General features: G+C 60.0%; 13 protein-coding genes. 10 read left to right on the top strand and 3 right to left on the bottom strand.

Going from position 1 to position 13466, the window contains the following annotated elements; all coding sequences use genetic code 11:
* Positions 1-27: 27 nt before the first annotated feature.
* Together AB9N64_RS11350 and AB9N64_RS11345 are read right to left on the bottom strand one after the other, a co-directional pair.
* Positions 28-627, bottom strand: a complete 600-nt coding sequence (locus tag AB9N64_RS11350; protein WP_014719671.1) for a LysE/ArgO family amino acid transporter — start codon at positions 625-627, stop codon at positions 28-30.
* A 5-nt stretch (positions 628-632) separates the two neighbouring features.
* Positions 633-1034, bottom strand: a complete 402-nt coding sequence (locus AB9N64_RS11345; protein ID WP_014719670.1) for an ACT domain-containing protein — start codon at positions 1032-1034, stop codon at positions 633-635.
* Between the two features lie 97 nt (positions 1035-1131).
* On the opposite strand from AB9N64_RS11345, the gene AB9N64_RS11340 reads away from it, so the two are divergent.
* From AB9N64_RS11340 to AB9N64_RS11295, 10 genes are all read left to right on the top strand, one after another.
* Positions 1132-2025, top strand: coding sequence for a LysR family transcriptional regulator ArgP (locus AB9N64_RS11340; protein ID WP_003193773.1), 894 nt, complete (start codon positions 1132-1134; stop codon positions 2023-2025).
* A gap of 52 nt (positions 2026-2077) precedes the next feature.
* A complete protein-coding gene (locus tag AB9N64_RS11335; protein WP_106110980.1) occupies positions 2078-3076 on the top strand; it encodes an NAD(P)-dependent oxidoreductase in 999 nt (332 codons plus the stop codon).
* Between the two features lie 127 nt (positions 3077-3203).
* On the top strand, positions 3204-4028 hold the full coding sequence (locus AB9N64_RS11330) for a hypothetical protein (RefSeq protein ID WP_020303134.1): 825 nt from the start codon (positions 3204-3206) through the stop codon (positions 4026-4028).
* A gap of 148 nt (positions 4029-4176) precedes the next feature.
* Positions 4177-5436, top strand: a complete 1260-nt coding sequence (locus tag AB9N64_RS11325; RefSeq protein ID WP_130175409.1) for an AGE family epimerase/isomerase — start codon at positions 4177-4179, stop codon at positions 5434-5436.
* A 104-nt stretch (positions 5437-5540) separates the two neighbouring features.
* Positions 5541-6827, top strand: a complete 1287-nt coding sequence (locus AB9N64_RS11320; protein WP_003193767.1) for an ABC transporter substrate-binding protein — start codon at positions 5541-5543, stop codon at positions 6825-6827.
* 181 nt (positions 6828-7008) lie between these two features.
* Positions 7009-7917, top strand: coding sequence for a carbohydrate ABC transporter permease (locus tag AB9N64_RS11315; protein WP_003193765.1), 909 nt, complete (start codon positions 7009-7011; stop codon positions 7915-7917).
* The gene (locus AB9N64_RS11310) at positions 7910-8755 is read left to right on the top strand and encodes a carbohydrate ABC transporter permease (RefSeq protein WP_003193763.1); all 846 of its coding nucleotides are present in this window, start codon (positions 7910-7912) and stop codon (positions 8753-8755) included. The genes AB9N64_RS11315 and AB9N64_RS11310 overlap by 8 nt, the downstream gene beginning before the upstream one ends.
* A gap of 2 nt (positions 8756-8757) precedes the next feature.
* Positions 8758-9918 (top strand): ABC transporter ATP-binding protein, encoded by a 1161-nt coding sequence (locus tag AB9N64_RS11305; RefSeq protein ID WP_072435172.1) that lies wholly within the window; start codon positions 8758-8760, stop codon positions 9916-9918.
* An 85-nt stretch (positions 9919-10003) separates the two neighbouring features.
* Complete coding sequence (locus AB9N64_RS11300; protein WP_003193760.1) at positions 10004-11350, top strand: carbohydrate porin; 1347 nt, start codon at positions 10004-10006, stop codon at positions 11348-11350.
* A gap of 97 nt (positions 11351-11447) precedes the next feature.
* Positions 11448-12293, top strand: coding sequence for a D-hexose-6-phosphate mutarotase (locus tag AB9N64_RS11295; protein ID WP_060766950.1), 846 nt, complete (start codon positions 11448-11450; stop codon positions 12291-12293).
* Between the two features lie 113 nt (positions 12294-12406).
* On the opposite strand, the gene AB9N64_RS11290 is transcribed toward AB9N64_RS11295, so the two are convergent.
* Complete coding sequence (locus AB9N64_RS11290; RefSeq protein ID WP_169856377.1) at positions 12407-13267, bottom strand: MurR/RpiR family transcriptional regulator; 861 nt, start codon at positions 13265-13267, stop codon at positions 12407-12409.
* Positions 13268-13466: the final 199 nt, after the last annotated feature.

Genomic DNA, 13466 nt, shown 5'->3' with positions numbered 1-13466 from the left:
AGGTTCCAGAGCGTTTTGGAATATTGCTCAGGCGCTGATCAGTTGATAGGCCACCCAGAACATCATTACCGCGACCAGCAGGTCCAGCAGGCGCCAGGTGGCCGGGCGTGCCAACCAGGGTGCCAGCCATGCCGCGCCCAGCGCCAGGGTGGAGAACCACAGGAACGAGGCACTGGCTGCTCCGGCTACATAAGCACCCGGTTCGGTTTGTTGCGCGCCCAGGGAGCCGATCAGCAGGACGGTGTCCAGGTAGACATGGGGGTTGAGCAAGGTGACCGCCAAGGCGCTCAGCAGCACGGCGCGCATTGAGCGTGTCTTGAGGCTGTCGCTTTGGTCCAGGCTCTGTTTCGAGCAGGCCCTGCGTAGCGCGCATGCGCCGTACCAAAGCAAGAACGCTGCGCCGCCCCAGCGTGCCACCGCCAGCAGTATCGGGCTTTGCGCCAGCACGGTGGCCAGCCCGAATACCCCGGCGGCTACTAAAATCGCATCGCACACGATGCACAGCGCCGCCACCGGTAAATGATGTTCGCGGCGCAGGCTTTGTGCCAATACAAAGGCATTTTGGGTGCCGATCGCCATGATCAGGCCGAGAGCGACCAGCAATCCGTTCACATAGCTTTGCCACATAGGGTTTACTCCGCGTTCGCTGCCAATTGCCGTAATACGTCCATGGCCCGCTGGGCATCGGCGCGGCCGACGAACAGGTGGTCGTGGTAGTAGCCGGCGATCACGTTGCAACTGATACCGGCTTGGCCCAGCGCGCTGGCGAAGGCGGCGGTCAGGCCCACGGCTTCAAGGGCGGAATGCACATTCAGGGTGATCCAGGCGGCGAGATAGTCGAAGCTCAACCCAGCCTGTTCGGCCTGTTGTCGTTCGACAATCACCGTCAGCCCTTCCTGTTCACGAAAACTGCCGATGACCTCGCAGCCCGCAGGGATACGGTTGTCGGGAAGGGTGCAGAACACATAGTCGCCGTCATTCAACTGCGGGCTCATGCTGCGCAATAAAGTGGTCAGGGCGGTTTCGCCAGCCATGTGAGGTTTCCTTAAGTGGGGAAGCAATGCTGGTCATTTTTACGGGAGAGCCTGTATAAGAAAAACCAATATTGCTGATCGCTCATTAGAGAAACTGATGTTCGACTATAAATTGCTTTCTGCCCTGGCGGCGGTGGTGGAACAAGCCGGCTTTGAGCGCGGTGCCCAGGTGCTGGGGCTGTCGCAGTCAGCCATCTCTCAACGCATCAAGCTATTGGAAGCGCGCATTGGCCAGCCGGTGTTGATACGCGCCTCGCCGCCGACGCCCACCGATATCGGCCGGCGCTTGCTCAACCATGTGCAACAGGTGCGCTTGCTGGAGCGTGACCTGCAAAGCCAGGTGCCGGCCCTGGACGAGGAGGGCATGCCCGAGCGTCTGCGCATTGCCCTGAATGCCGACAGCCTCGCCACTTGGTGGGCCGAGGCGGTCAGCGACTTCTGCGCCGAACAGCATTTGCTGCTGGACCTGGTGGTCGAAGACCAGACCGTGGGCCTCAAGCGCATGCGCGCCGGTGAAGTGGCGGCCTGCATTTGCGCCAGCGAGCGTCCCGTGGCCGGTGCCCGCAGCCTGTTGCTGGGCGCCATGCGTTATCGGGCCCTGGCCAGCCCGGCCTTTCTGGCGCGGCATTTTCCTGGGGGCGTGCGGGCTGACCAATTGGCGCGCACGCCTGCGCTGGTGTTCGGCCCGGATGATTTCCTGCAGCACCGCTACCTGGCGTCCCTGGGCGTGGACGGTGGTTTCGAACACCATCTATGCCCGTCATCCGAAGGCTTTATCCGCCTGACAGAAGCCGGCCTGGGCTGGGGCCTGGTGCCTGAATTGCAAGTGCGTGACCAGTTGGAAACCGGCGTGCTGGTCGAGTTATTGCCAGATAAGCCCATCGATGTGCCGCTGTACTGGCATCATTGGCGCAGTGGCGGGCAACTGTTGGGCTTGTTGACTGACCATCTGGCCGATGTGTGTGGTCATTGGTTGGTGCCGTTGGAGTGATGGCGCGCGTCAAGGCAAGAGCGATGAAAAACGAAAGAACACGGAGTACGACATGAAAATTCTGGTCACCGGCGCAAGCGGCTTCATTGGCGGGCGCTTTGCGCGCTTCGCCCTTGAACAAGGCCTGGACGTGCGGGTCAACGGGCGGCGCGCCGAGGGTGTGGAGCACCTGGTACGGCGCGGTGCCGAGTTTATCCAGGGTGACTTGAATGATGCCGACCTGGTGCGCGACCTGTGCCGCGATGTTGAAGCCGTGGTGCATTGCGCCGGCGCCGTCGGGCTGTGGGGCAAGTACCAGGACTTCCACCAGAACAATGTGCTGGTCACCGAAAACGTCGTCGAGGCCTGCCTGAAACAGCGCGTCGGGCGCCTGGTGCACCTGTCGTCGCCGTCGATCTACTTTGACGGTCGCGACCATCTGGGGCTCACCGAAGAACAAGTGCCCAAGCGTTTCAAGCATCCCTATGCCGCCACCAAATACCTGGCTGAGCAGAAGGTCTTTGGCGCCCAAGAGTTCGGCCTGGACGTGATAGCCCTGCGCCCACGGTTTGTTACCGGGGCCGGCGATATGAGCATCTTCCCGCGCCTGCTGAAAATGCAGCGCAAGAACCGCCTGGCGATCGTCGGCGACGGCTTGAACAAAGTCGACTTCACCAGCGTGCATAACCTTAACGAGGCGCTGCTCAGCAGTTTGCTCGCCACTGGCTCGGCCCTGGGAAAAGCCTACAACATCAGCAACGGCGCACCGGTGCCGATCTGGGATGTGGTGAACTACGTGATGCGGCAAATGGAGCTGCCCCAGGTGACCCGTTACCGCTCCTACGGTGTGGCCTACAGCGTGGCGGCCCTGAATGAAGCCTTCTGCGCGATGTGGCCGGGGCGGCCGGAACCGGCGTTGTCGCGCCTGGGCATGCAGGTGATGAACAAAGATTTCACCCTCGACATCAGCCGCGCCAGGCATTATCTCGACTACGAGCCCAAAATCAGCCTGTGGGCCGCGCTCGACGAGTTCTGCAGCTGGTGGAAAGCCCAGGACCCGGGCCGCCAATAAGCTCATAAGCAGCAACACTTCGGGAACCCAATTCCAGGTTCCGAGTCGATCCATGCGCCGGGAGTGCGGTTTATACTCCTGCCGCTCGGCTTTGCAGCCAGCCATCTCATTGATTCAGGGTAGATTCATGCGTAACGATGCTAAAGACGACTTCGACAACGTTCCCAGCCTGCGGGCCGACCTTGGGGATGACGATGATTTCGTGCCGACCCCTGCGACGTCGGTGCGTTCGCGAACGACGCCTGTGGTCAAGGTCAAGAGCGCCAGCACTGGCCCGTTGTGGGCACTGGTCGGCGCGCTGTTGATTGCGTTTGCAGGCCTGGCCTGGTGGAGCTTCCAGCAGATCTCCCTGATGGGCCAGCAGTTGGTTGCCACCCAGGAAAGCTTTGCCCGCATCAGCGAGGAAGCGGCGGGGCGCCTGCAGGCGATTTCCGGCAAGGTCGTGGCCAGCGAAGCCAATGTGAACAACGGCAGCGAAGCGTTGAAGCTGCAGATCAAGCAACTCGAAGCCCAGTTGCAGGAACAGGGCAAGCAACAGTTGGGCGTCGCGGGTCAAGCCACCGAACTGGACAGCCGCCTGGCCCAGATGAGTGCCAGCACCGCCGAACTGACAGCGGCCAATACCAAGCTGCAAGGCCAGGTGCAGGCCCTTACTGACGCTGTCGCCAGCCTCACGGCAGCACAGGCCGAGACCAAGGGGCTGGTCACCGATGTGGCGGCCTTGAAGAAACAAGGCAACCCTAGCGCGGCCATCGCCCGTCTCGAGCAGGACTTGCTGGTGCTCAAGAGCGCTCAGGAAAACCAGCCGGCCAATATCGACGCGCCGACCAACAAGGAATTCGACGTGTTCCGCATCCAGACCACGCGCAATATCACCACCTTGCAGAGCCAGGTGCAGAACTTGAATCAGCGTCTCAATGCGCCTGCTGCGGCCACACCACTGGGTCAATGAACGCGAAATCGTCCTCTGTAGGAGCGAACAAGCTCGCTCCTACATGGATTGTCACCGCTCGGTGACATTTCTTCTCCCCTTCGTTACTTGTCCATCCCGCGCCCTTGTTTAGACTCCGGTCATCCCAAAAAAACAATAAGGGCCACCCATGACCACCCATCCACTGCCTGCCAGCAGTTGGCTGAATGCACCTGCCCATCACGCTTGGCTCGCCGCAGAAGGCCAGCGCCTGTTGGCGTTCGCCAAGGCATCGCGCCTGCCGGACGGTTTCGGCAACCTCGACGATAAAGGCCAGTTGCCGGCCACTGCCCGCGCCGAAACCATGAACACCGCGCGCATGACCCACAGCTTTGCCATGGCCCATGCCATGGGGTTGCCGGGTTATGCCGAGCTGGTGGCGCACGGTGTGGCAGCGCTCAGCGGCCCGCTGCGTGACAGTGAGCACGGTGGCTGGTTCGCCGCGCCCCAGGCGGCTGATGGCAACACCGGCAAGGCCGCCTACCTGCACGCCTTCGTGGCCCTTGCCGCCAGCTCTGCCGTAGTGGCCGGCGCGCCGGGTGCGCGCACATTAATGAACGACGCCGTCCATATCATCGACCAGTTCTTCTGGAGCGAAGAGGAGGGCGTCATGCTCGAATCCTTTGCCCGAGACTGGAGCGGCGTCGAAGCCTACCGTGGCGCCAACAGCAACATGCACGCCACCGAAGCTTTCCTGGCATTGGCCGATGTCAGTGGTGATACACGTTGGCTGGACCGTGCGCTGCGCATCGTTGAACGGGTGATCCATACTCATGCCGCTGGCAACCAGTTCATGGTCATCGAACATTTCGATACGCACTGGAAGCCGTTGCTCGGTTACAACCAAGACAACCCTTCCGATGGCTTTCGCCCTTACGGCATCACCCCAGGCCATGGTTTTGAATGGGCGCGGTTGCTGCTGCACCTGGAAGCTGCGCGCCTTGAGGCCAAGCTGGCCACGCCGGACTGGCTGGTGAGCGACGCCAAAGGCCTGTTCGCCAGTGCCTGCGAGTACGCCTGGGCGGTGGATGGTGCGCCGGGCCTTGTCTACACTTTGGATTGGAACCAACGCCCGGTAGTACGCGAGCGCCTGCACTGGACCCATGCCGAAGCCAGCGCCGCTGCTCAGGCGCTGCTCAAACGTACCGGTGAGCTGCATTACGAAACCTGGTACCGACGTTTCTGGGAGTTTTGCGAAACCCACTTCATCGACCGGCTCCAGGGCAGTTGGCACCACGAACTCAGCCCGCACAACCAACCCAGCAGTAATATCTGGGGCGGTAAACCTGACCTGTACCATGCCTGGCAAGCGGTAGTGCTGCCTGCACTGCCCTTGGCACCCAGCTTGGCCAGTGCATTGGGCGGCGGATGCTATGTCACCAGGTGGTGACATTTGTGCGTCCCTTTGTTACCTGCGCCCTGAAAATCCATGTTTAAACTCCGTGCAGCGCAAGCTCTAGACTTGCATGCATAACAACAAGAAAAGGTACTCAGATGAACGCGATTAATCGCCTCGCCGTCGCTATTTCCATTGCCTCGTTGTTCCCCCTCAGTGCATTTGCCGCCGACTCCAAAGGTACGGTGGAAGTGGTGCATTGGTGGACCTCGGGCGGTGAAAAAGCGGCTGTGGATGTCCTGAAGGCCCAAGTTGAGAAAGACGGCTTTACCTGGAAAGACGGTGCTGTAGCAGGCGGCGGTGGCGCCACTGCCATGACCGTGCTCAAAAGCCGCGCGGTTGCTGGTAACCCGCCAGGCGTTGCCCAGATCAAAGGCCCCGACATCCAGGAATGGGCGTCGACTGGCCTGCTCGACACCGACGTGCTCAAAGACGTCGCCAAAGAAGAAAAATGGGATTCGCTGCTCGACAAGAAAGTCTCCGACACCGTGAAATACGACGGTGACTACGTGGCAGTGCCGGTGAATATCCACCGCGTGAACTGGCTGTGGATCAACCCGGAAGTCTTCAAGAAAGCCGGCATCACCAAGAACCCAACCACCCTCGAAGAATTCTATGCAGCGGGCGACAAGCTCAAGGCTGCAGGCTTCATTGCGCTCGCCCACGGCGGCCAGCCTTGGCAGGACAGCACCGTGTTCGAAGCGGTGGTGCTCTCGGTGATGGGCGCCGATGGCTACAAGAAAGCCCTGGTCGACCTGGATAACGGCGCATTGACCGGCCCGGAAATGGTCAAGGCCCTCACTGAACTGAAGAAAGTCGCGACCTACATGGACGTCGACGGCAAGGGCCAGGACTGGAACCTGGAGGCTGGCAAGGTCATCAACGGCAAGGCCGGCATGCAGATCATGGGTGACTGGGCCAAGTCCGAATGGACTGCGGCCAAGAAAGTCGCCGGCAAGGATTATGAGTGCGTAGCGTTCCCGGGCACTGATAAAGCCTTCACCTACAACATCGACTCCCTGGCGGTGTTCAAGCAGAAAGACAAAGGCACTGCCGCGGGCCAGCAGGACATCGCCAAAGTCGTGCTGGGTGAAAACTTCCAGAAGGTGTTCAGCATCAACAAGGGCTCGATCCCTGTGCGTAACGACATGCTGACCAAGATGGAATCCTACGGCTTTGATTCCTGCGCCCAGACCGCCGCCAAAGACTTCCTGGCCGACGCAAAGACTGGCGGCCTGCAGCCAAGCATGGCGCACAACATGGCCACGACCCTGGCGGTACAGGGTGCGTTCTTTGATGTCGTGACCAACTTCATCAACGACCCGAAAGCCGACCCGGCCGATACCGCCAAGAAGCTGGGTGCTGCGATCAAGTCAGCCAAGTAAGACTTGGTAGCGGATTTTTGTGGGAGCCGGGCTTGCCCGCGATGCAGGCAACTTGGTGTGCCGGTTACACCGAGGTGATGCCATCGCAGCGGTGCGACGATTCGACAAGCCAGCTCCCACACAAACCGCGTTCGACAAGAGACTCACCTTGTAGTCCTTTTTCCCTGTACTGGATTTTCCCATGAGTTCTGTTGCTGTGTTCAGCAAGGCCTCGCCATTCGATGTGCTGCAGCGCTGGCTCCCTAAACTGGTGCTGGCGCCGAGCATGTTCATCGTGCTGGTGGGCTTTTATGGCTACATCCTGTGGACGTTCGTGCTGTCGTTCACCACCTCGACCTTCCTGCCCAGCTACAAATGGGCGGGCCTGGCGCAGTATCAGCGGCTGTTCGACAACGACCGCTGGTGGGTGGCGAGCAAGAACCTGGCCGTGTTCGGTGGCATGTTCATCGGTATCACCCTGGTGATCGGCGTGCTGCTGGCGATTTTCCTCGACCAGAAAATCCGCCGCGAAGGCTTTATCCGCACCATTTACCTGTACCCGATGGCGCTCTCCATGATCGTCACCGGTACCGCCTGGAAATGGTTGCTCAACCCGGGCATGGGCCTGGACAAACTCCTGCGGGACTGGGGCTGGGAAGGCTTCCGTCTCGATTGGCTGATCGACCCGGACCGCGTGGTCTACTGCCTGGTGATTGCCGCTGTGTGGCAAGCCTCCGGCTTTATCATGGCGATGTTCCTCGCTGGCCTGCGCGGTGTTGATCAGTCGATCATCCGCGCTGCGCAGATCGACGGCGCGAGCCTGCCGCGTATCTACTGGAGCGTGGTGCTGCCCAGCCTGCGTCCGGTGTTCTTCAGTGCGGTGATGATCCTGGCGCACATTGCGATCAAGAGCTTCGACCTGGTGGCGGCAATGACCGCAGGCGGCCCGGGCTACTCGTCCGACCTGCCGGCGATGTTCATGTACTCGTTCACCTTCAGTCGCGGCCAGATGGGCATGGGCTCGGCCAGTGCAATCCTGATGCTCGGTGCGATCCTCGCGATCATCGTGCCGTACCTGTATTCCGAGCTGAGGACCAAGCGTAATGACTAGTCTCGCCGCCAAACCTGCCATCAGCCTGAGCCGCATCGCGATCTACGCGGTGCTGATCCTGGCGGTGCTGCTGTACCTGGTGCCGCTGGTGGTGATGCTGCTCACCAGCTTCAAGACCCCGGAAGACATCAGCACCGGTAACCTGCTGAGCTGGCCCACCGTGGTCAGCGGCATCGGCTGGGTGAAAGCCTGGGCCACCGTGGATGGCTACTTCTGGAACTCGATCAAGATCACCGTTCCTGCTGTGCTGATCTCTACCGCTATCGGCGCCTTGAACGGCTACGTGCTGTCGTTCTGGCGCTTCCGCGGTTCGCAGCTGTTCTTTGGCCTGTTGCTGTTCGGCTGCTTCCTGCCGTTCCAGACCGTGTTGCTGCCCGCGTCGTTCACCCTCGGCAAGATGGGCCTGGCCAGCACCACCACCGGCCTGGTGTTTATCCACGTGGTCTACGGCCTGGCGTTCACCACGCTGTTCTTCCGTAACTACTACGTGAGCATCCCGGATGCGCTGATCAAGGCCGCACGCCTGGACGGAGCGGGGTTCTTCACCATCTTCCGCCGGATCATCCTGCCGATGTCGACGCCGATCATCATGGTCTGCCTGATCTGGCAGTTCACTCAGATCTGGAACGACTTCCTGTTCGGCGTGGTGTTCTCCAGTGGCGACTCCCAGCCCATCACGGTGGCGCTGAACAACCTGGTCAACACCAGTACCGGGGCCAAGGAATATAACGTGGATATGGCGGCGGCGATGATCGCCGGGCTGCCGACCCTGCTGGTCTATGTGATCGCAGGCAAGTATTTCGTGCGCGGCCTTACGGCTGGCGCGGTCAAGGGGTAATCATGGCTACGCTTGAACTTCGCAATGTAAACAAGACTTATGGCGCCGGCCTGCCCGACACCTTGAAGAACATCGAACTGTCGATCAAGGAAGGCGAGTTCCTCATCCTGGTCGGCCCGTCGGGCTGTGGTAAATCCACGCTGATGAACTGCATCGCTGGCCTTGAGACCATCACCGGCGGCGCGATCATGATCGGTGATCAAGACGTGAGCGGCATGAGCCCCAAGGACCGTGACATCGCCATGGTGTTCCAGTCCTACGCGCTGTACCCGACCATGAGCGTGCGCGAGAACATCGAGTTCGGCCTCAAGATCCGCAAGATGCCGCAAGCCGACATCGACGCCGAAGTGGCGCGCGTGGCCAAGTTGCTGCAGATCGAACACCTGCTCAACCGCAAGCCGGGCCAGTTGTCCGGTGGCCAGCAACAGCGCGTGGCCATGGGCCGTGCCCTGGCGCGCCGGCCGAAGATCTACCTGTTCGACGAACCGCTGTCTAACCTCGACGCCAAGCTGCGCGTCGAGATGCGTACCGAAATGAAGCTGATGCACCAGCGTCTGAAAACCACCACCGTCTACGTGACCCACGACCAGATCGAAGCGATGACCCTGGGCGACAAAGTGGCGGTGATGAAGGACGGGATCATCCAGCAATTCGGCACGCCAAAAGAAATTTACAACGACCCTGCCAACCTGTTTGTGGCAAGCTTTATCGGTTCACCACCGATGAACTTCGTTCCCATGCGCCTAAAACGCCAGAACGGTGATCTGGTGGCGGTGCTCGACAGCGGCCAGGCCCGTTGCGAGTTGGCGTTGGGCATGAATGACGCCGGGCTGGAAGACCGCGATGTGATCCTGGGCCTGCGCCCGGAGCAGATCGTGCTGGCAGCGGGCGAGGGTAATGGCTCGTCGAGCATTCGTGCCGAAGTCCAGGTCACCGAGCCGACCGGCCCGGACACCCTGGTGTTTGTGCAGCTCAACGACACCAAGGTCTGCTGCCGTTTGGCGCCGGACGTGGCACCGCAAGTGGGCGAGACCCTGACCTTGCAGTTCGACCCGGCCAAGGTATTGCTGTTTGACGCCAAGACCGGTGAGCGGTTGGGCACAGTGGCTTCATTGCCGGCACAGGGGCATGCCGACAATGTGACCCAGTTCAAGGGCCGTTAAGCAAGATAAGTGATTGTTTTAATTAAAAAATGTAACCCGCGTTAGATAAAAACAGTTTAATAACAATAAAGACGAGGATGTAGGGATGAAAAAGCAACACAACAACACCCGGCTGATCTGCCAACTGTCAGCGGCAGCAGCCCTTGTATTGTCCGCCAATGCGATGGCGGCCGATGCATTCAGCGCTGATTCCAAGTGGATGACCGGCGATTGGGGCGGCGAGCGTACCAAGCTGATCGAGCAAGGTATCGACATCAAGGCCGACTACGTGGGCGAGATGGGCTACAACGCCCACGGCGGCTACAACGACGACAAGACCGGTCGTTACTCCGACCAGTTCGGTCTGGGCGTGGCACTGGACCTGCAAAAACTGTGGGGCTGGGATAACACCCAGGCCAAGATCCAGTTGACCAACCGTAATGGCCAGAACATCTCCAATGACCGCATTGGCGACCCGCGTGCCGGCACCTTGAGTTCCTCGCAAGAAGTGTATGGCCGTGGCCACATGGTGCGTTTGACCCAGTTCTGGATTCAGCACCAGATGTTCGACAACAAGCTGGACGTGAAGCTCGGTTACTTCGGTGAAGGCGAAGACTTCAACACCTTCCCTTGCGACTTCCAGAACCTGTCGTTCTGCGGCTCCCAGGTCGGTAACTACGTCAATACCTGGTACAACTGGCCGGTCGCCCAGGCCGCTATCCGCGTGAAATACAACATCACGCCTGAGCTGTATGCGCAAATCGGTGCCTACAACCAGAACCCGTCGCAGCTGGAGCACGGCAACGGCTTCAAACTCAGCGGCAGTGGTACCAAGGGCACCGTGATTCCGGTGGAATTGGTCTGGTCGCCGAAGGTTAATAACCTGCCGGGCGAATACCGTGTGGGTTTCTATAAAAGTGCGGCCGATGCTCCGGATGTACGTGAAGACGTCAACGGTAACGATGCGGTCCTCAGCGGCGCCGACTTCCGTACCCGCAGCAGCAAGAAAGGCTACTGGTTCGTTGCGCAACAGCAACTCACCACCCATAACGGCGACGCTTCCCGTGGTTTGAACATTGCCGCCAACGCGACCTTCCATGACAAGGAAACCAACCTGGTCGACAACTACCAGTCGTTGATGCTCGTGTACAAAGGCCCATTCGACGCGCGTCCAAAAGATGACGTCGGCATTGGCGTCGCTCGCCTGCATGTCAACAATGATGTGAAGAAAAACTCTGAGCTGCTCAACGACGCCAGGGGCGTGAGCGACTACGACAATCCGCTGTACACGCCGATTCGTGAGACTGAGTACAACGTCGAACTCAACTACGGTTTCCACGTCACCAACTGGCTGACTGTGCGTCCGAACCTGCAGTACGTTGTCCAGCCTGGCGGCGTGGATAAAGTCGACAACGCGCTGGTAGCGGGCCTGAAAATTCAGTCTACGTTCTAACGCTGTTGCGATAAGCTCCTCTCTCTGTGCGCATTTGCGGGTAGCCATGGCTATCCGCTTTTTTTTGCGTGGCACTGTGATATTCGGGACCTGGCACATGCACGAGCAACCGCTGCAACGCTTTTTTAAATCCCTGCGCGAGCGTCCGGTGTTCGCCTGGGAGCGCTTTCAGATGCGCGATGTGTTGGTGATCGACCATCCGCTGTGCCAGGCGGTGTTCAGTCGCCAGGGTGCGCAATTGCTGCACTTTCAACCCACCGGCCAAAAGCCGTGGCTGTGGTGTGCCGCCAAATGGCCGCAAGTCGGGGCTATCCGTGGTGGCGTACCGGTGTGCTGGCCGTGGTATGGCCGTCACCCCAGCGAAAATGCCTGGCCTTCCCACGGTTGGGCCCGCTTGATCGACTGGAAACTGCTCGACAGCAGCACTGACGATGACGGCGTGCGCCTGCACTGGCAATTGCAACTGTGCGACTGGCAGGTGGACTTGCACGCACACTTGGGCGAAACCCTGGAACTGCGCCTGAGCACCGAGCATCACGACGAGCTGCCGTGCCAGTTGAGCCATGCATTGCACGCTTACTGGCGTATTGGTCACGTTGACGAGGTAGCGCTGTCTGGGCTCGAAGGGGCGCAGGGTTATGACCAGCTCAATCGCCAGGTTTGCCAGCAGGAAGGTGAATTGCGGGTCGATGGCGGATGCCAGCGGGTGTTCCAGCATGAGGGCGAACTGCAGCTCAAGGACCGCGCCTGGCAGCGTGAACTGTGCATCGATACCGGCGACAGCGCCGACACGGTGGTGTGGCACCCGGGCAGCCGGCCGCTGTTGGGCGTGAGCTTTAACGAAGCGTCGGGGTTTGTGTGTGTGGAGGCGGCGATGGCGGCGGCGAGCCTGGCGCCGGGGGAGAGGGCGCATTTGAGTTTGCAGGCCAGGGCAGGGGTTTAGCGGTGTGGCTGATGGCGCTATCGCAGGCAAGCCAGCTCCCACAGGGGAATGCATTCCAAATGTGGGAGCTGGCTTGCCTGCGATAGCGCCGGTACTGCTGGTAGAGCTGCCTGCTAGTTGAACTCATCCCCCACCGGATATCGGCTGTCATTCAAGCTCTCTTTGATCTTGCGCAAATGCGGCTGGAAATCCACTCCGCGACGCAGGGTCATACCCGTTGCCAACACGTCCAATACCGTCAATTGGATAATCCGAGAAGTCATCGGCATGTAGATATCCGTGTCTTCCGGCAGCGGGATGTTCAGGCTCACCGTACTGGCTTTGGCCAGCGGCGAGTTTTCGGCGGTCACGCCCAGCACTGACGCACCGTTTTCCCGAGCGATACGCGCCACTTCCACCAGTTCGCGGGTACGACCGGTGTAGGAAATGATCACGAACAACTCACCGGTGTGCGCCACCGAGGCGATCATGCGTTGCATCAGCACGTCGGCGTGGGCGGTCACTGCCAGGTTGAAGCGGAAGAACTTGTGCAACGCATCCATGGCCACCGGGGCTGAAGCGCCGAGGCCAAAGAAGTGGATCTGCCGTGCCTGGATCAACAAGTCCACGGCCTTGCTGATCAGCGCCGGGTCCAGGGCCTGGCAGGCACTGTCCAAGGAGGCAATGGCGCTGCCAAAGATCTTCTGGGTGTAGGCCTCGGGGTTATCATCGGCCTCCACGGCGCGGCTGACATACGCGGCGCCACTGGCCAGGCTTTGCGCCAACTGCAATTTGAGTTCAGGGTAACCGCTGACACCGAACGAACGGCAGAAGCGGTTGACCGTCGGTTCACTGACCGAGGCGGCCTGGGCGAGGGCGGCGATCGAGAAGCGTGTGGCCTGCTGCGGGTTGAGCAGGATCACTTCAGCGACTTTGCGCTCGGCCTTGTTCAATTCTTCGAGGCGGTTCCGGATCTGTTCCAGAAGATTTCGCACGCGGTCCATTCAGTCTTTCCTTCGGGCGACGATGCAAATAAAAAGGCGGTAACCAATCGATGAGTGGCTTTTCGCGGTGGCCTATCCTACTGAGGGTAGCTGAACACCACCACTCGCAATGCGTATTTCGGGAAAATGTTGTGGTTATTACTACATTTTTCCTTGAGTGATGCCTTGAAAAAAGGTATTTGTAGCTTAA

Origin of the sequence: Pseudomonas sp. KT_2_4 (genome assembly GCF_041410225.1) — a bacterium.
Lineage (GTDB): Bacteria > Pseudomonadota > Gammaproteobacteria > Pseudomonadales > Pseudomonadaceae > Aquipseudomonas > Aquipseudomonas paracarnis.
The sequence above is the reverse complement of the archived record's forward strand: the minus strand, read 5'-3'. Positions and strand labels throughout refer to the sequence as shown.